The sequence below is a fragment of the Agrobacterium sp. LEGMi-208b genome (genome assembly GCF_059511785.1).
Window position 1 is genome coordinate 1386335 of record NZ_CM183446.1, and the last position, 25633, is coordinate 1411967.

General features: G+C 58.7%; 19 protein-coding genes and 1 tRNA gene. 12 read left to right on the forward strand and 8 right to left on the reverse strand.

The genetic code is table 11. The features are described 5' to 3' along the window. Positions 1-59: 59 nt before the first annotated feature. Positions 60-719 (forward strand): recombinase family protein, encoded by a 660-nt coding sequence (locus AC5YUO_RS20935; protein ID WP_496155034.1) that lies wholly within the window; start codon positions 60-62, stop codon positions 717-719. 125 nt (positions 720-844) lie between these two features. Here the strand turns inward: AC5YUO_RS20935 and AC5YUO_RS20940 are convergent, their stop codons facing one another. After that, positions 845-1576, reverse strand: coding sequence for a nucleotide-binding protein (locus AC5YUO_RS20940; protein ID WP_496155035.1), 732 nt, complete (start codon positions 1574-1576; stop codon positions 845-847). 1237 nt (positions 1577-2813) lie between these two features. Here AC5YUO_RS20940 and AC5YUO_RS20945 point away from each other — a divergent pair. The 4 genes from AC5YUO_RS20945 to AC5YUO_RS20960 are packed head-to-tail and all read left to right on the forward strand — an operon-like array spanning position 2814 to position 11353. After that, positions 2814-5615: a D-Ala-D-Ala carboxypeptidase family metallohydrolase gene (locus AC5YUO_RS20945; RefSeq protein ID WP_496155036.1), complete on the forward strand. Its 2802-nt coding sequence runs from the start codon at positions 2814-2816 to the stop codon at positions 5613-5615. A 10-nt stretch (positions 5616-5625) separates the two neighbouring features. Continuing rightward, entirely contained in the window at positions 5626-9366 is a 3741-nt protein-coding gene (locus AC5YUO_RS20950) for a hypothetical protein (RefSeq protein ID WP_496155037.1), read from the forward strand. A gap of 20 nt (positions 9367-9386) precedes the next feature. Beyond that, a complete protein-coding gene (locus AC5YUO_RS20955) occupies positions 9387-10001 on the forward strand; it encodes a hypothetical protein (RefSeq protein ID WP_496155038.1) in 615 nt (204 codons plus the stop codon). A gap of 2 nt (positions 10002-10003) precedes the next feature. Continuing rightward, positions 10004-11353 (forward strand): hypothetical protein, encoded by a 1350-nt coding sequence (locus AC5YUO_RS20960; RefSeq protein WP_496155039.1) that lies wholly within the window; start codon positions 10004-10006, stop codon positions 11351-11353. Positions 11354-11696: 343 nt separating this feature from the next. Here AC5YUO_RS20960 and AC5YUO_RS20965 read toward each other — a convergent pair whose 3' ends face one another. Beyond that, the gene (locus AC5YUO_RS20965; protein ID WP_496155040.1) at positions 11697-11888 is read right to left on the reverse strand and encodes a hypothetical protein; all 192 of its coding nucleotides are present in this window, start codon (positions 11886-11888) and stop codon (positions 11697-11699) included. A 573-nt stretch (positions 11889-12461) separates the two neighbouring features. Between AC5YUO_RS20965 and AC5YUO_RS20970 the strand changes: the two genes are divergently transcribed. Beyond that, complete coding sequence (locus tag AC5YUO_RS20970; protein WP_496155041.1) at positions 12462-12890, forward strand: hypothetical protein; 429 nt, start codon at positions 12462-12464, stop codon at positions 12888-12890. A gap of 110 nt (positions 12891-13000) precedes the next feature. Here AC5YUO_RS20970 and AC5YUO_RS20975 read toward each other — a convergent pair. Both AC5YUO_RS20975 and AC5YUO_RS20980 read right to left on the reverse strand, forming a co-directional pair. After that, positions 13001-13076: transfer RNA gene (locus tag AC5YUO_RS20975), tRNA-Ala, on the reverse strand. Positions 13077-13228: 152 nt separating this feature from the next. Beyond that, positions 13229-13615, reverse strand: a complete 387-nt coding sequence (locus AC5YUO_RS20980) for a TIGR02300 family protein (RefSeq protein ID WP_400819247.1) — start codon at positions 13613-13615, stop codon at positions 13229-13231. Positions 13616-13814: 199 nt separating this feature from the next. Here AC5YUO_RS20980 and cmk point away from each other — a divergent pair, with 199 nt between their 5' ends. After that, entirely contained in the window at positions 13815-14495 is a 681-nt protein-coding gene (gene cmk / locus AC5YUO_RS20985; protein ID WP_496155042.1) for a (d)CMP kinase, read from the forward strand. A 231-nt stretch (positions 14496-14726) separates the two neighbouring features. Beyond that, positions 14727-16427, forward strand: a complete 1701-nt coding sequence (rpsA, locus tag AC5YUO_RS20990) for a 30S ribosomal protein S1 (protein WP_400819243.1) — start codon at positions 14727-14729, stop codon at positions 16425-16427. 96 nt (positions 16428-16523) lie between these two features. Here the strand turns inward: rpsA and AC5YUO_RS20995 are convergent, their stop codons facing one another. The 4 genes from AC5YUO_RS20995 to AC5YUO_RS21010 form a co-directional block, all read right to left on the reverse strand. Next, the gene (locus tag AC5YUO_RS20995; RefSeq protein WP_496155043.1) at positions 16524-18074 is read right to left on the reverse strand and encodes a hypothetical protein; all 1551 of its coding nucleotides are present in this window, start codon (positions 18072-18074) and stop codon (positions 16524-16526) included. Between the two features lie 254 nt (positions 18075-18328). Further along, on the reverse strand, positions 18329-18637 hold the full coding sequence (locus tag AC5YUO_RS21000) for a hypothetical protein (RefSeq protein ID WP_496155044.1): 309 nt from the start codon (positions 18635-18637) through the stop codon (positions 18329-18331). A 48-nt stretch (positions 18638-18685) separates the two neighbouring features. Then, complete coding sequence (locus AC5YUO_RS21005; protein WP_496155045.1) at positions 18686-19915, reverse strand: hypothetical protein; 1230 nt, start codon at positions 19913-19915, stop codon at positions 18686-18688. A gap of 84 nt (positions 19916-19999) precedes the next feature. Then, complete coding sequence (locus tag AC5YUO_RS21010; protein WP_496155046.1) at positions 20000-20626, reverse strand: ribonuclease D; 627 nt, start codon at positions 20624-20626, stop codon at positions 20000-20002. Positions 20627-20802: 176 nt separating this feature from the next. Between AC5YUO_RS21010 and AC5YUO_RS21015 the strand changes: the two genes are divergently transcribed. The 4 genes from AC5YUO_RS21015 to AC5YUO_RS21030 all read left to right on the forward strand — a co-directional run bounded on the left by AC5YUO_RS21015 (position 20803) and on the right by AC5YUO_RS21030 (position 25627). After that, the gene (locus AC5YUO_RS21015; protein WP_496155047.1) at positions 20803-21417 is read left to right on the forward strand and encodes a nucleoside 2-deoxyribosyltransferase; all 615 of its coding nucleotides are present in this window, start codon (positions 20803-20805) and stop codon (positions 21415-21417) included. After that, positions 21414-22163 carry an SDR family oxidoreductase gene (locus AC5YUO_RS21020; protein ID WP_496155048.1) on the forward strand — a complete coding sequence of 250 codons (750 nt, stop codon included), beginning with the start codon at positions 21414-21416 and terminating at the stop codon, positions 22161-22163. The genes AC5YUO_RS21015 and AC5YUO_RS21020 overlap by 4 nt, the downstream gene beginning before the upstream one ends. A gap of 552 nt (positions 22164-22715) precedes the next feature. After that, positions 22716-23903, forward strand: a complete 1188-nt coding sequence (locus AC5YUO_RS21025; RefSeq protein WP_496155049.1) for a M24 family metallopeptidase — start codon at positions 22716-22718, stop codon at positions 23901-23903. Positions 23904-24022: 119 nt separating this feature from the next. After that, positions 24023-25627 carry an ABC transporter substrate-binding protein gene (locus tag AC5YUO_RS21030; RefSeq protein ID WP_496155050.1) on the forward strand — a complete coding sequence of 535 codons (1605 nt, stop codon included), beginning with the start codon at positions 24023-24025 and terminating at the stop codon, positions 25625-25627. Positions 25628-25633: the final 6 nt, after the last annotated feature.

A 25633-nucleotide genomic window follows, 5' to 3' on the forward strand; every position in this document is an offset into this window, starting at 1 on the left:
CAACGTTGACATTAGATATAGCCTCCGTTTAGACTCCTCCCATCACAGGAGGCGCTGCCATGAAGCGATACGTTGTCTACACGCGGGTAAGTACGGCTGACCAAGGCAAGAGTGGTCTGGGCCTTGAGGCACAAGAGCGGGACATTGAGCTCTTTTTAAAGACCTACCACGGTCCCGACACCCCATATGAGTGCCTTGCCGCCTTCCGTGATGTCCAGTCCGGTGGGGATGACGACAGGCCCGAGCTCGCAAAAGCCTTGGCGCTTGCCCGTAAAGAGAAAGCTGAGGTGTTGGTGGCGAAGCTGGACCGCCTTAGTCGTGACGTTGCATTCATCGCCCAGACCATGAAGCAGGCCACTATCCGGGTAGCCTCCATGCCTCACGCCGATAACTTCCAGCTTCACATTTACGCTGCCCTTGCTGAGCAGGAGCGGGAATTCATCTCCAAACGCACCAAGGCGGCACTTAAGGTTGCCAGTGATCGTGGCGTTAAGCTGGGTGGCATGAGAGACAAGACGATGCAGCGGAATGCCGCCATTCAGGCCAAAGCCAACAAGGAGGCCGAAAAGCTCATCAAGCTGATTGGCCCAATGCGAAAGGGCGGCAAGTCTCTAGGCGCTATCGCTGAGGCGCTGAATGGGATGAGCGTGCCTACATCAAGGGGAGGCTCTTGGACCGCCATGCAGGTGAGTCGCGTGCTGGACCGGGCGGCGGCTTGAGACGATACCCTTAGTACCGGATAACGATTCCCTCCGTACAGGAAAGAAGCCTTTCAATTTGACGCTCAGTGCTCGGCCCTCAAGCCGGGCATTTTGCGTTTTTCCGCCGCGCCTGTTTCAACGAGTTAAGTGAAGGTAATGATATCTTCGCCTACTCGGCTTGGAGCGTAGTTCCAGCGTCGTGCCGCCGTGATGATATACTTTTTTGCAGAGCCGGGCTTCATGCCAAGCTCGCGGTCTACTGCGCTGTAGCGTAGCGCTTTTGTGTTTTCACTCGATGGACGGCCACCCATCCAAGCTTCGATTAGTCCGAGGCAGTCCGTTTCTGCTTCAATAAGTTTCTCGGCATCACTGGCCTCTTCAAGCGCCACGCTGACTGTGGGAGCCGGCTCAACGACTGGGCCCAAAGTCTTCAGGGCTCTTCTAATCTTATTTGTTGCCGGACCAAGAGCCGCCACGAGGTTGTTATCTGTGCGGTCAGCATCGTAGAGACCCGGCGTTATCCCTAGGAGGTCAGTCGGAAGGTGCAGCTCCTCCGCCTTACGGGGGACCACAATGAAAGAACGCTCACGCCCTAAGCGGCCAATAAACATGCCGAGCTCAAACACCACGTTGTCCCTTACGGTCCTCATGCTTTGGTCCCGCATAGTCGTGATGTCGCTTGGGGTTAAAACGAAAAGCCCGAAATCCACCTCATCAAGGAGGTCAACCAATGCATCCAGCGTGTACTTGGATAAGTCAAAGATGCCCTGACTCCACACAGTTACCTCCGCATCGTGCTCAAGCGCCTCCTGTGCTGCATAGGCAATATCTAGGCTTTCGGTTGCTGAGCCGATGAAAAGTCTGGGACGCGCCAATTACATTTCCCTCAAGTGTGATTCCGTAGTCGCTAAAATACTACTCAGCAATTTCCTGTATGCAAACCAATGTTGCGGCGGGCTGGCACTGCTGAGGGAGCCATGCGCAAATCTCCTCGAAACTCCCGCCCAGATGTGCTATTAGGAGCCCGTGACTAACGATAAGCCGTCCGTTTCGGACATTCATACAGGTGCCCCGGCAAGCTCCCGTGAGGTTGAGCAGCCGAAGAAAAGTCAAGTTGTCGCCACTCGTCGCAGGAAGCCTCAGGCCCCGCTTGGTGGTCTGCCGCCAGAACAGCGCTCAGGCGCAAGCGAGAAGCTGAGCATACGGGAAACCATTCTGGAAGCGCGGCTAGGGGCGCTACCTCCTCGTGCCCCACTCTCAGCCGCCGCCATTGAGCACCTCGCCGCACTTGGTGGGCGAACGCTAGAAGGCCCTGCCGCTAGTGCCCTTCAGCTCTCAGCCGCCCGAAAGCTTCTTGCGAGGCAACAGTACGCGGCTAAACGTGATGGCAAGTGCCCGGCTATCGTCAAGGAGCGGAATACAAGCTGGCCAAATGAGCCCAAGAAGCGGTGCTGCGGTGCGGTCGCAACACGAATGGGGCTGTGCAGACGGCACTACAATAAGAAGTTTCTCCACATCCGCACTAACCAAGCGGGGGGCCTATGGGGGAACACGCGGCATTTTGCAGAATGGCAGCTTCCGGGGAACATGTCGGATAAGCAGCATGAGTGCCTTATGGCCTTGCCGCTTGCTACGGCCTATGAGGACTGTATTGCAGCCATGAACTCCGCCGATCCGGCCAACATTTTGACGCCGATCTACGAGAAACCGGCCTCAAGGAAATCAAAGAGTTGCGAATAACCATCCTTTAGGTAGGAGAAGCTCGAAAACTCTCTTCGTTCGTCATCAGGGGGCTGCTCGAAGCATTCCCTTAGTGATGGCCAAGAGGCTTCCATTGGCTTCTCATCTTCAAGACAACTGCCCGCTATTAGGAGCATTTCGCTCCGCGCTGCACGTTGGTCTCATGTCTTTGACCACATCGGTTGAGCGCTACGCGGTCACTGACTTTTCGCTTTCTCTCCATCAATTCCACCCACCATCAAGGAGCACCCCTAATGCCCCATCCCATCCGCTATTCCCATAAGGCCCCCACCTGCCATGGCTAGGGCACCAGTCCAGCAGATACCCCTCAACGCTCAGCTCCGGCCCGTAGCCACCACAGTGGATACCTATGTGCGTCCTGCCCAGTCACCTCTGCGGCAGCTCAGTGAAGCACTAGGCACGGCCAACAAGGGCATCCAGACCCTCATTGAAACCCGCGATAAGAAGGCTGAGGATGAGCAGGAACTTAAGGGGCGTGCAGCATTCTACACCGATCATGCCGGAGAGCTTGCACAGGCCATCACAGACGGCACCCTCCCAGCCCACTACTCGCCCTTCTATTTGCGTGGCTACAAGAACGCTCAAGGTGCAGCAGCAGGCCAGAACCTCAGAACCAAGTGGCAAGATGCATGGGACAACTGGGGTGGAAAGGGCAGTGAGGATCCTGAAGCCTTCAACGTGTTTTTCCAGACGTTCGTAAAGGACAACGTAGGGACAGAGGACCCAGATGTGTTGCGTGGGGTCTTGCCAGCAGTGGAGGCCCTCCAAGCCAACGCCACAACGCAATACACCCAGTATCGGCATGATCAAACCGTGCGGGGTAGCCTTACGAGCAACGGGGCCGTCATCTCGGGCACCGTACAGGAAGGGCTTGAGGATGGCCTAGTGCAGGAGAAGGGGGCCGACTATCCCGCCATCTTCAACAGGGTCAACAAGGTGGTGGCCGACAGCTTGGCTAAGGGTGACCCCTCAGGCAAAGCGGTGGACACCTTCATTGATGTGATGTCTGCCAAGATACTGGAGACCCAAGACCCCAAGCTGCTCGACTGGTTTAACCAGAAGGTGCCGGGGCAGAGCTACACATACGGCCAGACACCTCATGGTCTGGAGGTCAAGAACGCCACAGTCAATAGCCTTGAGACGGAAGCCCGGCAGCAGGCCAATGCGCTTTCCACCAAGCAGAAGGCCGAGCAGGAACGCCTCAAGGATGCAGCGCAAACCGGCATCATCAATAGCATCATTGACACCCCGGATGCCCCGCTCAGTGAGGAACTCCTGAAGCAGGCCGAAAAGAACGGGGACCCAACGATACGCGTAAAGGCGCGGCAGTGGCGCGAGGACCTAACCAAGGGTGTCAGCAACCCCAAGGATGTAGCCCGCTTCTATGATGACGTTGTGTCGGGCCGTGTGCCACCCAAGAGGGCACTACGTGAGGCGTTGGCTAACGGCGTATTCGGGACGGCGGAAGACATGCGTGCGGCCAGCACCTTTGTGCAGAGCTTTGAGGATGGCGAAGACCGTATAGGCAAGGCGATGGGTGGGCAGGTCTCCAAGCAAATCCTTGATGCCATCCGTCAGCGCACCTTGGCCAAGAATGAGCTCGATACGAACCCGCTGCTTGGCATCTCGGATGAAGGCTTTGAAGCACAGGCTGACTTCCGCCAACTGTTGACCCGCTGGATTATCAGCAACCCCGATGCCACTCAGCTCGAAATCGATGAGCAGGCGAGTAAGATTGGCAAGAGCATCACCGACCGTTTTGTATATCCAGAGCTTGGAGACACAGAGCCAGCAGCCTACAACCGTGACCCCGCCCTCCCATTCGATAACCCATACAGCACACCAGCCCCAGCCGAGCAGGAAGGTGGGGACCCTGAGGTGCGGGCGTGGGAAAAGGCGCAGGGTGTCACCCCGGAGTACCGAGCACGGATTGAAGAGCAAGCCAAACAGAAAGGGATGGGCTATGATGAGTATATCCGCTCTCGTGTATTGCAGCCCAAAGCCACGCCACAGGCCAACCCCACGGCCCCCAAGCCAATCTCATACAGCCCCGATGAGGAAGACCTAGGAGGCGGCGACAGGGCGGCACAGGGCATCACCCAAGAGCAGGCATCGGCTTATATCGATCAAGCTTTCTCTCAGGCCGAGCAGGCTGGCATGGGGGAGGATGACCAGACGCTGCTGCTCCTAGACCTCATCGGCAAGGGCGAGAGTGACGGCAACTACAACGCGGTATACGGTAACCCCGGCAACACAAGGGACCTTAGCAGCTATTCCCTTGATGACATCATTGGGCACCAGCAGGAGGCACGGCGTAGGGGCATTCCCAGCACGGCCATAGGCAGGTACGGCTTCCTGTATAAGACGCTGAGGGGCCTCAAAGCGGAGATGGGTCTATCCGGTTCAGAGCCATTCACCCCTGAGCTTCAGGACAAGATGGGCCGTATGCTACTCAATCGGCGTGGGCTTCAAGCCTACCGTGCTGGCCGTATCTCCAAGGGAACCTTTGCGCTTGCCCTCAGCCAGGAATTCGCTAGCCTCCCCGACCCAACCACTGGACGTAGCTTTTACCACGGAGACAAGCTCAACCGTAGCCGTGTGCCGCGCTCTGCGGTCTACCGGGCATTGGGCTTTGCCGCTCAGCCAGCCACCTATAGCCCCAACCCGGCAGCACATGGTCTGGCCCGCTTGGTTCGCCCCGACCCTACCTTTCCGCAGGGCACAGGCGGCAACCTCAACTTTGTCCATAAAGGGCAGGAGACCATAAGCCCCACACTGCGCACTACCCTTACGGCAGCATCGCAGCAGCTTGGCAGGGACCTCACTATCAGCTCAGGCTACCGCAGTGGAAACCATCCGGTTGAACGCCGCAAGCGTAGTGGCGGTGGGGAACACACACGGGGCAACGCGGCGGATATCAGCATGGCAGGCATGAACGATAGCCAGCGGGCTGACTTGGTACGTGCCCTCATGGCTCAGGGTGTTACCCGCTTCATCACCTACACAGGCTCCCCGGACATGCTGCACGTCGATCTTAAGAAGCAGAGGGGCAGTAACGGCCTGCCGTACTTCATGCATGACAAGAGCGCTCGTAACATCCAGCGGGCACCAGCGTGGCTTAGAGCCATAGCTGAGGAAAGCACCTCCATCTAAGGACACCCATTTGACCGAAGAAGAATTTAACCGGCTATTCCCCAGCGGAGAGCAGGAACAACCAACCGTGCCCAATGCCCAGCAACCTGCCCAGACACAGGAGCAGGGCCTTGAGTTTGACCCTCAAGCTACAGCGGAGCTGCTGGGGTCTCTCGTTGAGCAGCAAGCACCTAGCCTCACCCCCGAGCAAATACAGCAAGCCCGCTCCTCTGGCGTGCTAGGCGCAATCAGTGATGCCCTATCACCCCCGGATGTTGTTGATGCCTTCACATCGGGTGGCATGCGGGCAGTCTTTGAGACAAAGGACTTCCTGTTTGGCGACACGCCACCCGAAGAGCAATCCTCTGTACGCCGTGGCATAGAGCTCCAGAATGACCAGCTTAAAGAGGAAGCGCCAATCATCAATGGTCTCTCCTCAGGCATCGGCCAATTCGCCGTAGCCATGATTGGCATCGGGAAGCTCGGCAAGGTGGCTCAGGCCATCCCCAAAGTTGGCGAGGCGCTCACCATGGTGGAAGGCGTAAAGGGTGGCGCTGTTGCCCTTGAGTCTGGCAAGGCGGCACTCGCCGGGGCTATCGCATTCGATCCGCATGAAGCCCGCCTCAGCAACCTGCTTCAGGACACCCCTCTGGCCAACCCCGTTACGGCATGGCTTGCAGCCGACCCTAACGATAGCGCTGCATGGGGCCGTGTGAAAAGCGCCATGGAAAGCATCGGGCTGGATGCGGCTATCATCGGCTCCCTCAAACTGGGTGGAACCGTATGGAAGAAGCTTAAGGCCGGTGACACAGCGGGGGCATCAAGGACCATCACGGACTTTGAGAGGAAGCGTGCCGCCGAGCCTGAGGCTGGCATAGAGGTGGATGAGGTCGAGCCCATCCCGGCACAATCGGCCACAGGGACTCAGCCAGTTGCAACAGCAACCGATGAGGTGAATGGTGGGGCTGTTCCCGTTAAGGCTGCTGAGGGCCAGCCTGAAGCCCAGCAGGTGGCAGTAACCCCAGAGCCGAGCTTGGAGCCGCAACCCGTCAAGCTGTCCACTGAGTTCTCCGCTGAGGACTTGGCAGGAAATCCCGCAAGGCCCGGCTTTCAGGACATCGCCCGGCCCGGTTTATTGGACGATGTGGATGTGTACCTTGAAAATGCGGAGAAGGATTGGGATGCTATCCGCACCTATGGCGATACGGGAAAGGCGTTAGCATCCGGCAAGCAGTTCCGCGACATGGGCTCTTTGTGGTCTCGGTTCCGCACGGACACGGATGTGCAGCAGTACATGGAGCTGGCTGTTGCCCACAAGGCCGAGAAGCTTGAGGCGGATGGCTTTAAGGTACGGCTCACAGACCGCGAATTGCAGAAGCAGGTTGAGGGGTTCGCGGAACTTGCCGGAGAAGACCCAGCCCAGCTCTATGGTTTGCTGCAAAGCGCAGGTGAGGCTGCCCGAACACTGACGGCCAAAATGCAGGTGGCCGGCTCTCTGGCTGGCAAGGCTTTCACGGATGCTTCCCTTTTGGCTCTCAGGCGGCGCATAGGTGACTTCTCCGAGTTCGGCAGCTTGGCTGAGATGGAGGCCGAGATTGCCCGGCGCTTCCAATTGGCCACAGAGTTCCTGAAGATCACCGACGATATCAGGGCGCAAGGCGGGCGTACCGTTCGGGCTAACCGGGGCAAGCCCTTTGACCCCAGTTTGTTTGAAGGTCTCTCCAAGGAACGGTTCTATGACCTGTTGGCAGAGAGCGGTGGCAGTCCTACCCAGCTCAAACGGTTAGCTGACCCCGGCCTGTACCGCAAGCTTATGGATACGGTGAATTATATGCGTATCTCCTCACTCGTTTCCGGCCCCAAGACCCAGCTCATCAACGTCCTCAGCAACGGCTATATGGTTGCCGCACGGCCCATGGAGCGTATCATTGGGTCTATTCCGGGCGCTGTCACCGGCAATCAGGCAAGCCGTATGCTCCTGAAGGAAAACCTACGGCAATACACCTACATGACATCCAGCTTTACGGATGGCTTTGGGCAGGCCGTCAAGGCGTTCACCCGTAATGACGGCTTGCTGTCCCCTCACGCCAGCGCAGAGCTTCGCGGGGAGGTCAGCACAGGCTGGCAGGTTCCCGGCACGCAGGCTTTCGGAAAGGGATACTTCCGCCCCTTTGATAGCTTTGGCAACATTCTTCACAATGCCCTTTCGATACCCCTCAGTGCTGCCGGTATGCCTACCCGCACGTTGGGCACCGTAGACGAAATGGTTAGGCAGACCGTGTACCGCAGCAAGGTAGCCGCACGGGCACATATGGAGGGCGTAGAGCAGGCCATAGAGCAAGGCTTGTCGGGGAAGGCATACAAGGAATACATCAAGCGCCACGTTGAGAAACGGCTTGATGATGCCTTTGATGCTGAGGGCCGTGGTCTGGATGCCGAAGCACTGCGTGAGGCCAACATTGCCACCTTCCAGCAGGAGCTCTTGCCGGGCACACTGGGCAAGGCCGTACAGGGAATTGTCAGCAACGAGAGCTCACAGTTTACCCGGCTGGTGCTGCCGTTCGTAAAGACACCTTCCAATGTGATTCGATACGCCTGGAAACTCACGCCGGGGCTTAACATGCTTCAGCAGGAGTACCGCCAGATGTTCTCCGGTGCGATGGGGCATGAGGCCAAGGCACAGGCCGTAGGACAGATGGCTATGGGCACGCTCTTCATGGGCGCGGCAGGAGCTTTGGCGTCGAGTGGCATGATAACAGGTGGTGGCCCTTCCAACCCACGCCTCAAGCAGCAGCTTCTAGCCACTGGATGGCAACCCTACAGCATCGTTGCCGCGAATGAGGATGGGACCAAAACCTACACCCCATTCAACCGCTATGACCCCATAGCCCTGCCATTCGGTATCATTGCGGATATCCAAGATGCCCTGCATGTGGCCCAGCAGTCGGGGGACGAGGAGCTTGAGGATACCATCCAGACGGCAATGGTAGGGCTGGGCATCTCGCTGGCCAAGCAGTTTACCTCAAGGTCCTATCTGCTCAGTCTCAACCAAGCATTGGAAGCCCTCAGTGACCCCGAACGTGCGGGCAAGGTGTTTGTTGGTGGGGTGGCACAGAGCATGGTGCCCTTCAGCGCGGCAACACGCCAGCTCAGTCAGGATAGCTATATGCGCGAGGCACGCACGGTTACCGACAAGATGTTGCAAGCGGTCCCCGGAATGAGCGAAACGCTACCCCCTAAGTTTAACTGGCTGGGTCAGCCTATCCTCAATCGACAGGGCCTATGGTCTGACGATAATGGCACTTTGGTTGACATTGAGACCGTGAGGCTCGGGCTTGAGGGTTCTAGCGTTATGGGACCCCCGAGCTACACCACGGGCTTCAAGGGCAGTGAGGTAGACCTACGGGACATTACCCTCACCACTGGAGAGAATGCCTACATCAAGCTACAGGAGCTCTCCGGCAAGCCCGGCCCAAATGCCAAGCCACTGCGGGATGTCATTGCCAAGGTTATGGCCTCTCCCGCCTATCAGCGTGCCCCGGATGGCAGCATAGAGACACCCCTCACACGGCCATGGATGCTAGCCCGCGTGGTCAGCAAGTACCGCACGGCAGCAGCCAAGCGTATCCAACAGGATGCGAATGTCCGTGAGGGTCTCCTGAAGGCCCAGCGCAAAGTCAAAGACCATTTCGCCCACCTCAAAGCCGAACCGACCGAAGAGCAGAAGGCTGGCCTTCAGGCCGTGCTTGAGGCGTTCGGCGCTGGCGACTGATTCACATAGGAACTATCAACATGACGACACAGGAAACCGTACAGGACGCCACGGACACCAAGCCGGGCGTGCTGCGGGACATGCGTATCTACTGCACGGCAAACGGCAATAACTCCATGTTCGGCGTCTTTGCCTCCACCTTCAGGCTTACGGACAGCGAGGGCACTACAATCCTCACCAACGTGGATGAGGAGGCCACTCTCCACAGCGGCAGCACCGATGTTGGGCACCATGCCGCCCTCTTGGAGGCGCTGCCAAGGATTAGCCCAGTGGTCATGAGTGGCATTGACACGTGGCTCACTGAAGAGAGTCCCGGCAGTGCTCGGCTTGTGGATGAGATAGGCGCACCCCGCACCCTTACCATCATCACCAGCAAAGGCGATGGCATCTTTAAGGCATACACGCACACGGCGGAAGAGCTTCTTGCTACCGGCTTCAAGCAGAAGAGCGGGCAGCTTTGGAGCAACGCCGCATGGATAGCCCGCGTGCTGGCCGATGCGGAAGACCTCAGGCTCACAGTGCGGTGCAGACCGGCAGAGAGCGTACAAGAAGTGGCCACCCTTGAGCTAACACGGAATGAAGGTAAGCGACGGTGGAGCAGAGCGCAGAAGCAACTGAGGGCCAAGTACCAGTAGGCATGTATGATGAGGCTGAGCACGGTGACACTCTCGCCGTGTTCGGCACTGAGGAGGGCGCAGAGGGCGGTGAGGGTGCCCGCCATTTCCACTATCAGCCGTGGCTTTCTGTTGCGGCTGGTGGCCCGCTCTGGGCGTTGGCCGAAGAGGTCTTTGCATCTATCCCCGCACCCAGCGTTACGCCCGGTAGGAGTCTGCGTAAGGATGCCACCGAACGGCGGCGGCTTGCGGTTTTTAGCCTCTTGGCCAACCTCACGGTGCTGGCATTGAGTCCGCTCCACTATGAAGGTCTTGTACTGGGTCTAGCCCGCGATGTCACCGACAGGTACAGCCGTGCGGCCTTCTCCGTGAAGGTGCTCCATCAAGCCACCCTGTCACTTGAGCTGCTCGGTATTGTAAGCGTTGAGCATGGTGTTGCCCATAAAACCCGCACCCGGCTTTCCGTATCGGATGGCTTCAAGCATCGACTCTCTGAGCTGGGCGTATCCCTTTCCGAGATAGTTACGTCATCTGCCCATCCGGGTGAAACAATCCAGCTCAAGCGTAGGCGTCCAGACGGCAAGAGCAGCGAGCTGTGCCAGTACAGTGACGACAGCCGAACGTGTGCTTTTCGCCACCGTATGGAGGAGCTGAACGCCTCTCTTTCGGGTGCTGATATTCGGCTGGACGGCCAGCCCATAGAGCCATTCCGCATGGTCCGTATCTTTCTGGACGATCCGACCGCCCCACCTTGGACACGGCATGGGCGGCTCTATCGTGGCCCCGTGCTCAATCTCAAAAAGGAGGAGCGCTACCGGGTGACAATTGCAGGGGAAGCCATTTGTGATTTGGATTGGCGGTCTAGCTTCATCAGCATTTGCTACGGGATAACGGGAGCTGCCATACCCGAAAGCGACCCATACGCCATTCCGGGGCTAGAATCTGCGGGCCGAGACACAGTGAAGCAAATCATGAGCGCTTTGCTTTCCCGCAAGCCGCCAAAGGTAGGCAGAAAGCTCGCACCCTTTCGCCTTCCTGTTGGCGTCGGTCCTTATCTGCCCGATGGCTGGAACGGGAAGCGGTTCCTTGAAGCGGCCAGAGCCTATCATGCTCCAATCGCCCACCTTTTTGATACGGCGGATGTTTGGGCATTGGCATCTTACCTGGAAAGCGAGATGATGCTTGATGTCTTGGAGGAGCTTCGGGCAACAGGCATCATCTGCATTCCGTTTCATGATGGTGTTCTGTGCAGGGTGAGCCATAAGGCCAGAGTTGCCGCCGCCATGGAGGCCGTCAGCTTGCGGCACATTGGCCAGACCATCCGGGTGAGCGAGAAGGTCATTTTGAGACCACAGAGGCCAAGTGCCCGCTAATGCCCCTCTTGGGTTTCCCTTGTGGTTTTTAAGCTAGTTGTTTCTGCTCATCTCTGGAGAGCTTGAAGCCGGTAACTTAAAAGCCCAGCTTTATGCCCTACCTTCATGCCAACCCTATGGTCTGCTGTCCAAGGCTCCTACTTGATGCCACCATATAGCAAAACACACAGCAGGCCATACGCCACCCATCACCGACAAGACCAGCATGCCCAGCTAGAAGGAAGGCATAGAGGTAGGGCATGCGGTACACCCCGATGAAGGGGATTAACAATGAGAAGGAGCAGAGCGTAGGGATACCCTCATGCCTTACCCGTTGAGGATAGCATATGCCTGTCAGGTGGGTCTATCCTTTGGCAGCGAGCCTCACGCCCGGCTGGCCGTGGTTGAGAAACTCAATGCCCTCAGCCTCCAGCACGCGCATCACGGATTGTATCTTGTCGAGGCCACTCGTCAGGACCTCAGCGCCCCGCTTCTCCATTGCCACGATGGTGTTCTTATTGAGCCCTGCCTTTGCGGCCAGCGTTACTTGGTCCATCCCGGCCAACGCACGGGCGGCTTTAAGTTGATTCCCTGTAGTAAGCACTGTGTCCCCTCAAAACTATCTAACTAGGATTTTTCACATTCCGCACTTGACGGCAAGCGCGAACCATAAGATTACTCCAATAGGATTAAATCCTAGTTAAGAGGACAAAATGGTTATCCAAGCAGCCCGAAAGTTACCTGCGCCATCCTTAAATCCTAATGGACTGCCGGAAAAATACGCCATGATCTGCGATGGGGATTGCATGTTTCCACTTTACGAGCATGGCCAGAAGCTCGTCTTCTCCAAGTCGGCACCCTTGAACCCCGGCCAGCCGGTGCTCCTTTTCAGGAAGCCTGAGGCCACTCCTCCCGGCGAAAACCCGATGCTATTCAAGCAGCTCGTCTCGGGCCCATCCAAGGCGTATTGGGAGGCAGGACGCCCACCCATGCGGGGGAACGTGCGGCCTGTGGTCACGGTGAGGATGCTCAATCCGCCCCGCACACTGTTCTTTCCAGCGGATGACCTTCTTGGCGTCCATACCTGCACAGGGGTCTTGCCCACGCAGACGCTGGAGGGCTGACCAATATGCCCCGAACCATCACATCCAGCTTCAAGACCACGGAAACGCTCTTCACCCTTAGCCCACTCGCGGCACGAAAGGGCCTGCCTGTGGGCTGGCTCTTGCGTATGCCTATCGGTCTTCAGCATGTTTCCGTTGAGCTGCATACTTTGCGGCCCGGCTTGCTGGGTGCCTATCGCATCAGGATGTCACAGAGCCTGCCGGTAGACGATTGGGAGGCCGCTGCGGTTGATGCATTGGGGGACCTTGCGGCCTTTGCTGTGATTGAGCTGAGTGACATAATGGAGGGTCAGGCCGGGCTCCTGGCATCGGCGTTCCATATGGTCTGGACAGGAGGAGAGCTTAACACGCTGCTGCCAGAGCTGAGGCGGCTCTACATCACCACGGAAGACCAAGCGGCTTTGCGTTGGGTTATGCCTAAGGGTATGGCCTGAGGTTTACTGCCATAATGGGACTAAACCTTGGGACTTTCTTTGGGACTTAGTTTTGGAAGGTATCCCGTAGCGCGTTGATATGTAATGTAAATTAGCGCTGGGTAAAATGATGGTGGAGCTAAGCGGGATCGAACCGCTGACCTCTTGCATGCCATGCAAGCGCTCTCCCAGCTGAGCTATAGCCCCATAAGGGTTCCGGCATTTCTTCCGGTTCCGGGAACCGAAGCGGTTGTTGTTCCGTTCGGTGGCGGCTTACTACTGCGGCTTTCCGACGAGTGCAAGCATAAAAAACGGCCCGGCGTCATTTTTTTGACGTCGGGCCGAATTATCAAGTAAAATCAAGCTTCTTCGTCGTCGCCCGATACGCCGATGATGCCGGACATGTCGTCGTCGTCATCTTCGTCGTCGGTTTCGAGGAAGGTGTCGTCATCGTCGTCGATTTCGACGTCGTCGTCATCGCCGAGATCCGGGATATCGTCGCCGCTGTTGTCGCCGTCGGCATCTTCGAGCGAGACGAGTTCGACTTCCGTGTTTTCGGTATCGACTTCCGCCACTTCCTCTTCTTCAGCCTGCTCCATCTTGGCCTGAGCCGTGCTTTCCTCGAAGAAAGAGAGCGGCCAGGATTTGCCGGTGTAGGGAGAGACGACCGGATCGCGGTTCAGATCGTAGAACTTCTTGCCGGTATCGGGGTCTGTGCGCTTGGTACCAAGTTCCGCTTTTGCCACTGTCTAAGCCTCAAATTGTCGAATGAGTTTCGGTGTGTACGCCGTAAAACCGGCATAGACGGTAAAATTTATAGCCGGTCCCCTTAATCGTTGCGCTCTTTCGTGTCAAAGACAAACTTCGGGTGCCGCCTCCCTCGGCGCAAGCCCTATGCGTGAATGCTGATATAAAAGGGGAGGCGTTGCACACTCTATTATATTGATGACGGATGCACAGACGGAACACTTCATGACCTTCACGATCGCCATAGACGGGCCGGCTGCGGCAGGCAAAGGAACTCTTTCGCGCAAGATCGCGGAGACCTATGGTTTTCATCATCTCGATACCGGGCTGACCTACAGGGCGACAGCCAAGGCGCTTCTCGATGCCGGCCTGCCGCTCGATGATGAGACGGTGGCGGAAAAAATGGCGCTGGAACTTGATCTTGCCGGGCTCGACCGCTCCGTTCTTTCCCGGCACGAAATTGGCGAGGCGGCGTCGAAAATCGCTGTCATGACGCGGGTGAGGCGCGCGCTCGTCAAGGCGCAGCAGCTTTTTGCCGCAAGGGAGCCCGGCACGGTGCTGGATGGGCGCGATATCGGAACGGTGGTGTGCCCTGAGGCGCCGGTGAAGCTTTACGTCACGGCCTCTGCCGACGTGCGGGCGCGGCGCCGTTACGATGAAATTCTGGCCAATGGCGGTAATGGCGATTATGATACGATTTTCGCCGAGGTGAAGAAACGCGACGAGCGCGACATGGGCCGCGCCGATAGCCCGTTGAGGCCTGCGGAAGACGCGCACTTGCTAGATACGTCGGAAATGAGTATAGAGGCGGCGTTTCAGGCCGCGCGCACGATTATCGACGCCGCCCTGGAGAAACAGGTTTCTCGCGGAACCGCTTGAATTCGGTCCGCGTTAGAGCATCGGACCGAAAAGTGTCATGCGGTTTTCGGAAAATCCGATGCTGAAATAAAAAGCTGGAGCGGCGTTCCGCCGATTCAGTCCGGAATTGCCTGAAGACATGTCCTTGCGCCGGAAAGCCTTTTGAAAAGGCGGGCATGGGTTCGGGTATCAACAACACTAGCCCACCGGCGCTTTGTATTCGCCTTCGCGCGGATGCATTCAGGAGATTTCATGTCAGTATCTACCCCCACGCGCGACGATTTCGCAGCGCTTCTCGAAGAATCCTTTGCCGCTAACGATCTTGCCGAAGGCTATGTTGCCAAGGGTATCGTCACGGCAATCGAGAAGGACGTCGCCATCGTTGACGTCGGCCTGAAGGTCGAAGGTCGCGTTCCGCTCAAGGAATTCGGCGCGAAGTCCAAGGACGGCACGCTGAAGGTCGGCGACGAAGTCGAAGTTTACGTCGAGCGCATCGAAAACGCTCTCGGCGAAGCCGTTCTGTCGCGCGAGAAGGCTCGCCGCGAAGAAAGCTGGGTCAAGCTCGAAGCCAAGTTCGAAGCTGGCGAGCGCGTCGAAGGCGTCATCTTCAACCAGGTCAAGGGTGGTTTCACCGTCGATCTGGACGGCGCTGTTGCCTTCCTTCCGCGTTCGCAGGTCGACATCCGTCCGATCCGCGACGTTACCCCGCTGATGCACAACCCGCAGCCCTTCGAAATCCTCAAGATGGACAAGCGTCGCGGCAACATCGTTGTTTCGCGCCGTACGGTTCTCGAAGAGTCGCGTGCCGAGCAGCGTTCTGAAATCGTTCAGAACCTCGAAGAAGGCCAGGTTGTTGACGGCGTCGTCAAGAACATCACCGATTACGGTGCGTTCGTTGACCTCGGCGGCATCGACGGCCTGCTGCACGTCACCGACATGGCATGGCGCCGCGTCAACCATCCTTCGGAAATCCTCAACATTGGCCAGCAGGTCAAGGTTCAGATCATCCGCATCAACCAGGAAACCCACCGTATCTCGCTCGGCATGAAGCAGCTCGAGTCCGATCCGTGGGATGGCATCTCCGCCAAGTACCCGGTTGGCAAGAAGATCTCCGGTACGGTCACGAACATCACCGACTACGGTGCATTCGTCGAGCTGGAGCCGGGCATCGAAGGCCTGATCCACATTTCCGAAATGTCCTGGACCAAGAAGAACGTACATCCCGGCAAGATCCTGTCCACGAGCCAGGAAGTCGACGTTGTCGTTCTCGAAGTCGATCCGTCCAAGCGCCGTATCTCGCTCGGCCTCAAGCAGACGCTGGAAAACCCGTGGCAGGCATTTGCCTACAGCCATCCGGCCGGCACTGAAGTTGAGGGCGAAGTCAAGAACAAGACCGAATTCGGTCTGTTCATCGGCCTCGAAGGCGATGTCGACGGCATGGTTCACCTGTCGGATCTCGACTGGAACCGTCCGGGCGAACAGGTCATCGAAGAATACAACAAGGGTGACGTCGTTAAGGCTGTCGTTCTCGACGTTGACGTTGAGAAGGAACGCATCTCGCTCGGCATCAAGCAGCTCGGCAAGGATGCTGTCGGCGAAGCCGCAACCTCCGGCGACCTGCGCAAGAACGCAGTTGTTTCCGCTGAAGTCACCGCGGTTAACGATGGCGGCATCGAAGTGAAGCTCGTCAACCACGAAGACCTCACCTCGTTCATCCGTCGCGCCGATCTTTCCCGTGACCGCGACGAGCAGCGCCCCGAGCGCTTCTCGGTTGGCCAGGTTGTCGACGCCCGCGTCGTCAACTTCTCGAAGAAGGACCGCAAGGTCATGCTTTCGATCAAGGCTCTGGAAATCGCTGAAGAGAAGGAAGCCGTCGCACAGTTCGGTTCGTCCGACTCGGGCGCTTCGCTCGGCGACATCCTCGGCGCGGCTCTGAAGAACCGCGGCGAATAATCGCTCCGATCTTATGACATGAAGAACCCGCCGGAATTTCCGGCGGGTTTTTTGTTGCTTCCAGGTCGCGCCGGTGAACGGGCAGCGGCGCGTTGCTCAGAGCATGCCGCTCATCTTGAGATAATAGTTTTCCGCGCTGTCATCGGAAACCGTCGCTGGCGGGTTCTCCTGCGTGTCGGTCCCGTCATTGGCGGCGACGCGCTCTTCTTTTTCGTCCTCACCATTGGAATTTTCACCGCCGGCCTCGGCTTCGCCTTCGGCCTCATCCCCGGAAAACGGACCGCCTCCGCGCGGCGGCGATTCCGATTCATAGTCCTCATCCGCCGGAGGATAGGCGACGAGCGGCAGCGGCGTGCCGTCTTTTACCAGGGCCGCGGCGATCAATGATTGCGATGCCGATTGCTCCAGCATCGCCATTCTCACTTCCGGGTCCAGTGTGGCCCGGGGCAGCGGTTGGGCTTCGGGGCGGTGGGCCGCCGTCTCCGTTTCGTCACCTGAGGGGCGGGCAGCGGCTGTTGCGAGGGCCGATTTTTCGACGGGTTGATCATCGGACGGTTGCTGCGCAGCACCCTGTGGCGCGGGCGGAAGCTGCTGTGTGCTGGTTGCCTTGACCGGAAGTTTGCCGGCCGTGGCGGCAAGCAGCAGGCTGTTCACGGTTTCGGCGTCGTCTGCGAACAAACCGGATGGCGGCATAGGGCCCGTGCGGATTTCTTTCTGCTCCGTCTTCATCGTCTCCCGATGCGGAAGGGCAGGGCGGGCTTCACCGGTTTCGGCGCGAGGCGGATTTGCCGGGCGGGTCTCGGCCGATATTTCCTTTGTCCCGCTGCCGGTTTGTGGCGGAAGCGGACGTACCGTGTTTTCGGCCTTTCCATCCGGTTTTGCGGTGCTGGTCTGCGTATCGTCTGTGTCGGCAGCCGGAGTGGAAAGCGTGGGCCGGGGGTCCGGCTGCGCCGTCAGTGCCGCCACCGTGGCTTTCACAGCTGCGCTACTGAGGGCGAGCGGGCCGATGAGCAGAGGCAGGAGCCGGCTGACGGTCGCGGAATTTGCCGCCTGCGCTGTCGCGGCCAGAGACGGACGGGCTTCCGCATTCTGGCTCGGCACATTCTGCTGTTTCGGCGGGGCGGCCGATTGCGCGGGAGATGGGTTGGAGGAATTGTTCTGCTGATAGGAGGAGACTACCGCCTTGGCTGCAAGATCCGCTCCCTTGTAACGGGAAAGCTCGATCAGCAGCGCGAGGCGGGCGGCATCCGGCCCGGTCGGCTGTTTCAGAATTTCGGCGAGCATCGAAAGGGTCAGGCCCTGCAGGGCTTTGCCGACCTGCTGCTCCAACGCCAGACGCTGTGGTGCCGGCAGGGTGCGGAGCGCCTCTGTCAGCCGCGTCACATAGGTCTCTATGGCTTCGCCGTCCCGCCGGGGCAGGTTCATCAGCTTGCCGAGCGCTTCCGCGAGAACGGCGGTGCTGCGGGAGAGCTGAAATTCGCTGGTGAGGGAGGCGATTGCCGCGCGGGCAAAAAGGCTGCTGTTTTCAGGGGCGGGAGTGTTCGGTTGCGGCGGTGCAATCTGTTTCACCTGCTCGCGCGGCGTCAACGGGACCGTGGTTCCATAGGCGGCATCGGTTGCCGCAATTTTCGGTACAGGCGGTAACATGCTGCGCTCCGTTTCTATCGGTGACCGCCGCTGGCTGCGAAAGGGCCAATCCCCATTGGCTCTGTGATCCGCATCTGGCTTGAATGTTGAAAAATCGCCGCGCCGGTGATGTACAGGTGTCATCTCGCCCGCTCATGCGGGAGCGCCGTATACGCCTCTGGCCGCAATACCGGTTGCAGCGCATACAGAATCATCAAGCTCAATCTTGGCTTGCAGATATTAAGATTTGGCTAACCAACGCATCGCGCGTGCTCTCAGGGCGAGATGCCGATGAACATGCGATAAAGGCCGTTGTCGTCGGAATTGACCGAGGAAATATGGTCGGGATCGCTGGGTGCCGTCTCAAAAGCTTCCGGCGGCATGGCATCGAGCCAGCTTGCCTTGGGAAGGCTTCGCGCCGGTTGAATTTCCACGGGGGCGATGGGGTTGTCTTCCTCAGCGGGTGCGATGAAGGCCGCGTCATCCGGAACGAGCGGCGGGGCGGCCATGGATAGCAGCGCCTGCGCCGCATTGGGTTCGGTGTCGTAAACGGCGCTGCCGGATAGGCCGGAAATATCGGTCATGTCTGAACTCACATCATGTTTCGCTCAAGTGACGATCGGAAGCGGCAATCATGCCGCCTTTTTCTTCAGCAGTTCATAAAGGCCATTGTCGTCGATCGAGATCGGCAGAATGGCATTGCGGGTCTCTTCGACAAGGGCCTGTGCATCGAGCAATTTTTCGGCGTCGTCTTCCGCATCGGCCGGATTGGTGGCTGCGTCTGTCTCCGCAGGTTCATTTTCGTTTTCCGCCGGGGCGGCTTGCTCGGCAGGCACGGCCGCCAGCACGGAGATCAGGGCCGTTTCCGATGATATGTCGGCCGGCACCTGCGGGTCGGCGCCTTCCGTTTTTTCCTCGCCGGAAGCATCGATATGCTCCTTCACGACGTCCTGGAGTTCCTGCACGTCTTCAAGCTTGCCCTGCGCATCGCGCGCCTGGATATCCTGTTCCCGCTCGGCCTTCACTTCTGCATCGTTGATTTCGCCAATGCGATCTTTGCCGCGTTCGGCCTGCAGCTCTTCCTTGGTTTTGGGATCGGCGACATCTTCGAGACGCTGAATGACCTTCAGGGTTTCGCGCGTCATGAAGCGGGTGCCCTGCGCCTGTTCGTCCAAGGCCTGCTTCACGGCGCGCGCCTCATCGCCATAGGGGTTGGCGATGGCGGAGATCATCTGACGGGCGGAGACGCCGAGTTGTTTGAGCCCGGTCGATTCTTCCAGATCGCCGACGCTTTTCGGCAGGGTCGCGCGCACGGTCATGATGGCTTTCGACATTTGCTCGCCGAAATCCTCCTCTGTGCCTGTGAGGCCCGCGCCCTTCGCGATGCGGGCGGCAAGGGCGGCCATCGGATCGGTTTTGGTGTTGATGCCATTGTTCAGCACGTCCACGACCTCAGCCTCCGAAACACCGAAGGATTTCAGGGAAATCTTCGTGGCTTTCCCCTGCGCATCGGTTTTTTCGAAGCTGTCGGTCAGGGTCAGCGCATCCTGAAGTCTTCGCGCGAAGGAAAAGCTCGATTCGTCCTTTTCCTGTGTGATGCCCAGCGCGGAGGAGAAACGGGAGACAAGCGAGGCGAAGGCATCGGCATCCGGCTTCATGACGCCGAAGAGATAGGCGCTTATCTTCTCGTTGGCGGCGCGATGGCTTTCGTCCGGCTGCGGGTTCGTCTTGACCGCATCGTCCTTTTTGGTGCCGTTCGCCTTTTCCTGCTCTTCGCGCTGGCGTTCCTCGATGGTTTCGACCATCGAGCGCATGAGGTCGCTGACTGCAATGCCCGCCGTCTGCTGTAACGGAGTGATCATCCTTCAAAGTCCCCGGCCGCCCAAAGTTGCGGCCGAGAATAGGCAATTTCGGTAAATCAGTGCTTAAACCAGATGCGGGCTCGCTCAGCTATGGGCGAAAATATCGGTTTCTTCCCAGCCGAGGAGATCGAGCTTCGCGCGGGTCGGCAGAAAGGCGAAACAGGCGTCGGCATGGTCGAGGCGGCCGTCACGCACGAGACGACCTGTCAGCTTGTCGCGTAGCGCGTGCAGGTGCAGCACGTCGGAAGCGGCATATTCGAGCTGCGCCGGCGACAGGGTCTCGGCCGCCCAGTCGGAAGATTGCTGGGCCTTGGAAATATCGACTTCCAGCATTTCCTTGAGGTTATCCTTCAGCCCGTGGCGGTCCGTATAGGTGCGGGTCAGACGCGAGGCGATCTTGGTGCAGAAGACCGGCGTGGTCGTCACGCCGAAGGTGTGGAACAGAACGGCGATATCGAAACGGCCATAGTGGAAAATCTTCTGGTGTGCGGGGTCGGCAAGCATCCGCACGAGGTTCGGCGCTTGCCTCTGGCCGGCCGCGATACGAATGACGTCCGCCGTGCCGTCGCCCGGCGACAGCTGAACGACACAGAGGCGGTCGCGGCGCGGCACCAGTCCCAGCGTTTCCGTATCGATTGCGATGGCGCCGGTGTAACGCGCGGCATCTTCGGCGGAAATATCGCCTTCGTGGTAACGGATGGGTGCTGCCATGTCCTGCTCCAGAAATTCCGGTTTCTTGCTCCGGCTATAACGGAAAGAGCGGCGGGACGATACCGTTTTATCGGGTGGCTCCACGCTCCTCTGCGCCGGCTCTTGGCACTTGCCTTTGCGAAAGTCTCCGGGTTAGGGTCAGGAAATCCTTTTCTGACAAATCGCATGAATTCCCGATGACAAAGAAAATCTATCTCGCCGGACCGGAAGTCTTCCTCCCGAACGCGCGCGAAATGCTCGACCTCAAGGCCTCGCTGGCGCGGGAAGCCGGTTTCACACCGCTTTCGCCGGGCGATCTGCAGATTCCGCCGGCCGACACCAGGGTCGGTCATGGCTGCAACATCAATGAAGTCGATGAGCGGATGATGCTGGAAGCGGATGCGATCATTGCCAACCTCACGCCGTTCCGGGGCATCGCGGCCGATACGGGAACCAGCTATGAGCTGGGCTTCATGTGCGCACTGGGCAAACCGGTTTTTGCCTATACCAATGTCGCGGCCAATCACTTCACCCGCATCAAGGCGCATTACGACGGCGTCGCCACACTGGATGAAACGGGCCGTTATCGCGGGCCGGACGGGCTGTCGATCGAGAATTTCGATATGGTCGACAATCTCATGCTGCATGGCGGGATTTTGCGGCGCGGCGGCGTCATTATCGTTGGCGACGCTCCCGAAGAGGCTTTGTATACGGATCTCGACGCCTACAAGCGCTGTCTCGCTGCAGCGGCCGAAAAATTACTGACACCGATTGACCCTGAAAAAACGACTTTAGTGGAGGCATCATCATGAGCGGAACCATCCTCATCACCGGAGCGACATCCGGTTTCGGGCAGGCGACAGTGCGGCGCTTCGCCAAGGAGGGCTGGAAGGTCATCGGCACGGGCCGGCGGGCGGAACGGCTGGAAGCACTGGCGGCCGAACTCGGTTCCGTCTTTCATGGTCTCGCCTTCGACATCACCGACGAGGACGCGACCGAAAAGGCGCTGGCGGCTTTGCCTGATGATTTCAGGGAGATCGACATTCTCGTCAACAATGCCGGTCTCGCGCTGGGTACCGCGCCCGCACCGCAGGTGGCGCTGAAGGACTGGCAGACCATGGTGGACACCAACATTACCGGTCTCCTCAACATCACCCACCATCTTTTGCCGACACTGATCGAACGCAAGGGGATCGTCGTCAATCTCGCATCCGTTGCCGCGCACTACCCCTATACGGGCGGCAATGTGTATGGCGGCACCAAGGCCTTCCTGCGCCAGTTCTCGCTCGGCCTGCGTTCCGACCTGCACGGCAAGGGCGTGCGGGTGACGTCCATTGAGCCCGGCATGTGCGAAACGGAATTCACGCTGGTGCGCACCGGCGGCAATCAGGAAGCCTCGGACAATCTCTACAAGGGCGTCAATCCGATCACGGCCGACGATATCGCCAATACGATCTATTGGGTCGCCTCGCAGCCCAAACATATCAACATCAACAGCCTCGAACTCATGCCGGTCAACCAGTCCTTCGCCGGTTTCCAGGTCTATCGGGAAAGCTGATTTTCCGCGTTTTTGGGGAGTGCTGAAAAACCGGGCAGGAATTTTCGAGCTATGCAGAAATGCAATGCTGCATTGCGAGACTTGCTCTGTTAAAAATCACGGATACCGCTATATTCAAATCATCGAAGCGACGCACTCCTCCTCCCAGCGTCGCTCGATGTGGATCGGTGGTACTCCTCCTCCCAATCACCGATCAAGTTTGAAGCCTGCCGCACCTCCTCCCGCGGCAGGCTTTTTCCTTTTCCGGGCGTCTTTTCCTTGAATATTTCTGGCCGTCGACTTCCGGCGCACCGGCTCGGGGCCGGAGGCAGTTCGCAGTCTCCCCTTGGATTTCCGGGGGATTTTGAATTTCTGCGTCAAGGCGACGAGTGTTGAAATCAGGCGTGCGCCGATCACATTTTCGTTATGTCTAGATAAATTTGCACAGTTTTGTGGTGACGTGCCCTGCCGGGCCATTGCTTAGCCCCCGCCCTGTGTTTAAGCATGGGCAAAAGAACGCTTGGGAGGTTGCCGGCACGCTTGTGTCTGTGGCCCGAAAGCGGCGGGGAGAGAATGGCAGACTTTCAAGAGGCGCTGAAGCGGTTTCAGCCGATCGCGGTTTCATCGATCGCTGAAGACGAGCTCAGGTTGCGACTACGCGGCCTGCAGGCGCGGATGATCCAGCAAAACATCAAGGCGGTCTGGCTCGATGCATCATCGTCGCTGACCTATTATACCGGCCTGTCGCTTGGCCTTTCCGAGCGCATCCACGGCGCCCTGGTGCCGGCGGAAGGCGTGCCGGTCTATGTCAGCCCGACCTTCGAGGAACCGAAGCTTCAGACGCTCATCCGCATTGCGGGTGAGGTCGCCGTCTGGGAAGAGGATGAAAGTCCGTTCGATCTGATGGCGAGGCGCATCGAGGCGCTGGCCTGTCCCGGCGATCTTGTCGCCATCGATCCCGCCACCCCCTTTGTCTTCGCATCCGCCCTCATGCAGCGCCTTGAAGGCCGCATCATTTCCGCCCAGCCGATGATCGTCGCCCAGCGGCAGGTCAAATCCGCAGCCGAGATCGCCATCATCCAGACGGCGATGGATGCGAGTTACGGCGTGCAGAAGGCCGTGTTCGAAGGGCTGCGTCCCGGCGTTTCCACCACGGAAGTCGCCGATTTCGTCAACGCCGCCCATATTGCCCTTGGCCTGAAGCCGCTTTTCGTGGCGGTGCAGTTCGGCGAGGCGACGGCCTATCCGCATGGCGTGCCCTATGCGCAGACGCTGAACGACGGCGATATGGTGCTGGTCGATCTCGGTGGCATTCTTCACGGTTATCGTTCCGATATCACCCGCACCTATGTCTTCGGCAAACCGACGGAACGGCAGCGTTTCCTCTGGAACGCCGAGCGCGACGCGCAGGCGGCGGCCTTTGCCGCAGCCAAAGTCGGTGCTGCCTGCTCGGATGTGGACAGGGCCGCGCGCGACAGCCTGAAAGCGGCCGGTTTCGGCCCGGATTATCAGCTTCCCGGCCTGCCGCACCGCACCGGCCACGGGCTTGGGCTGGATATTCACGAAGAACCCTATATCGTTGCAGGAAATGCCACGGCGCTTGAGCCGGGCATGTGTTTTTCCATCGAGCCGATGCTGTGCGTTTATGGCGAATGCGGCGTCCGTCTCGAGGATATAGCCTATATGACGGAGGCGGGGCCGCGCTGGTTCTGCCCACCGGAGAAGAACCTCGACCGGCTGTTTCAGCCGGTCGCCGGGTAATTGGTCGGGAGGCAAAAGACCGAACGACGACATGGGGCTCCCGCGTCGTCGCTGACCAGAAGAGGTAGGCCCCCGGACGGGGCCGCAGGAACTCAGAAAAAGAGGGAAAGGACCACCAGATGAAAACGCTGACCCGCAGTTTGCTTATCGCCTCTGCGATTGCGATCACTTCCGCCATGCCCGCCATGGCGAAGACTTTCGTTTATTGCTCCGAGGCATCGCCGGAAGGCTTCGATCCGTCGCCTTATACCGCTGGCGGCACCTTCGACGCTTCCGCGCATCCGGTCTACAACCGCCTGACCGAGTTCAAGAAGGGCACGACCGAAGTTGAGCCCGGCCTTGCCGAAAAATGGGAAGTTTCGGGCGACGGCCTGGAATATACCTTCCACCTGCGCAAGGGCGTGAAGTGGCACTCCAACGACAAGTTCACGCCGAGCCGCGAATTCAACGCCGATGACGTGATCTTCAGCTACGACCGTCAGCGCGATGCGAAGAACCCGTGGAACCAGTATATCGCAGGCATCACCTACGAATATTTCAACTCCATGGAAATGCCGTCGCTGATCAAGGAAATCGTCAAGGTCGACGATTACACCGTCAAGTTCGTGCTGACGCGTCCGGAAGCGCCGTTCCTCGCCAATATCGCCATGCCTTTCGCCTCCATCGTGTCGAAGGAATATGCCGATACGCTGGAAAAGGCCGGCACCAAGGAGGACTTCAACAACCTGCCGATCGGCACGGGCCCGTTCAAGTTCGTCGCCTATCAGAAGGACGCGGTCATCCGCTACCAGAAGAATGCCGACTACTGGGGTGAAGCACCGAAGATCGACGACCTGATCTTCGCGATCACGCCGGATGCCGCCGTTCGTCTGCAGAAGCTGAAGGCCGGCGAATGCCACCTGATGCCTTATCCGGCACCGGCCGACCTTGCCGCCATCCGCGCCGATTCCAACCTCAAGCTCGATGAACAGTCGGGTCTGAACGTCGCCTACTTCGCCTACAACACGACCGTTGCGCCTTTCGACAAGCCGGAAGTCCGCAAGGCGTTGAACATGGCGATGAACAAGCAGGCGATCATCGACGCCGTGTTCCAGGGCGCCGGCCAGGTTGCCAAGAACCCGATCCCGCCGACCATGTGGTCCTATAACGACAGCATCAAGGACGATGCCTACGATCCGGAAGCGGCCAAGAAGGCTCTCGAAGCCGCTGGCGTCAAGGATCTGTCGATGAAGATCTGGGCGATGCCGGTTCAGCGTCCTTACATGCCGAACGCGCGCCGCACCGCCGAACTCATCCAGGCGGATTTCGCCAAGGTTGGCGTCAAGGCCGAGATCGTCTCCTATGAATGGGGTGAATACCTCAAGAAGTCGACCGAAGTGAACCGCGACGGCGCCGTCATCCTCGGCTGGACCGGTGACAACGGTGACCCTGATAACTTCATGGGCGTTCTGCTCTCCTGCGCTTCGGCAGGCGAAGGCGGCACGAACCGTGCACAGTGGTGCAACAAGGAGTTCTCCGAGCTGATTTCCAAGGCAAAGCAGGCGACTGACGTTGCCGAGCGCACCAAGCTTTACGAGCAGGCGCAGGTGATCTTCAAGGAACAGGCTCCGTGGGCGACGCTTGCGCACTCCACCCAGTTCGTTCCGATGTCCGCCAAGGTTTCCGGCTTCACCATGAGCCCGCTTGGCGACTTCACCTTCGAAAACGTCGACATCGCGGAATAATCCCAA

Bases quoted from the DNA above. Each gene is read 5' to 3' on its own strand.
- AC5YUO_RS20935 (WP_496155034.1), top strand. From the start codon at position 60: ATGAAGCGATACGTTGTCTACACGCGGGTAAGTACGGCTGACCAAGGC.
- AC5YUO_RS20955 (WP_496155038.1), top strand. From the start codon at position 9,387: ATGACGACACAGGAAACCGTACAGGACGCCACGGACACCAAGCCGGGC.
- AC5YUO_RS21010 (WP_496155046.1), bottom strand. From the start codon at position 20,626: ATGGCAGCACCCATCCGTTACCACGAAGGCGATATTTCCGCCGAAGAT.
- AC5YUO_RS21030 (WP_496155050.1), top strand. From the start codon at position 24,023: ATGAAAACGCTGACCCGCAGTTTGCTTATCGCCTCTGCGATTGCGATC.
- AC5YUO_RS21020 (WP_496155048.1), top strand. From the start codon at position 21,414: ATGAGCGGAACCATCCTCATCACCGGAGCGACATCCGGTTTCGGGCAG.
- AC5YUO_RS20965 (WP_496155040.1), bottom strand. From the start codon at position 11,888: ATGGACCAAGTAACGCTGGCCGCAAAGGCAGGGCTCAATAAGAACACC.
- AC5YUO_RS21015 (WP_496155047.1), top strand. From the start codon at position 20,803: ATGACAAAGAAAATCTATCTCGCCGGACCGGAAGTCTTCCTCCCGAAC.
- AC5YUO_RS20970 (WP_496155041.1), top strand. From the start codon at position 12,462: ATGCCCCGAACCATCACATCCAGCTTCAAGACCACGGAAACGCTCTTC.
- AC5YUO_RS21025 (WP_496155049.1), top strand. From the start codon at position 22,716: ATGGCAGACTTTCAAGAGGCGCTGAAGCGGTTTCAGCCGATCGCGGTT.
- cmk (WP_496155042.1), top strand. From the start codon at position 13,815: ATGACGGATGCACAGACGGAACACTTCATGACCTTCACGATCGCCATA.
- AC5YUO_RS21000 (WP_496155044.1), bottom strand. From the start codon at position 18,637: ATGACCGATATTTCCGGCCTATCCGGCAGCGCCGTTTACGACACCGAA.
- rpsA (WP_400819243.1), top strand. From the start codon at position 14,727: ATGTCAGTATCTACCCCCACGCGCGACGATTTCGCAGCGCTTCTCGAA.
- AC5YUO_RS20960 (WP_496155039.1), top strand. From the start codon at position 10,004: ATGTATGATGAGGCTGAGCACGGTGACACTCTCGCCGTGTTCGGCACT.
- AC5YUO_RS21005 (WP_496155045.1), bottom strand. From the start codon at position 19,915: ATGATCACTCCGTTACAGCAGACGGCGGGCATTGCAGTCAGCGACCTC.
- AC5YUO_RS20995 (WP_496155043.1), bottom strand. From the start codon at position 18,074: ATGTTACCGCCTGTACCGAAAATTGCGGCAACCGATGCCGCCTATGGA.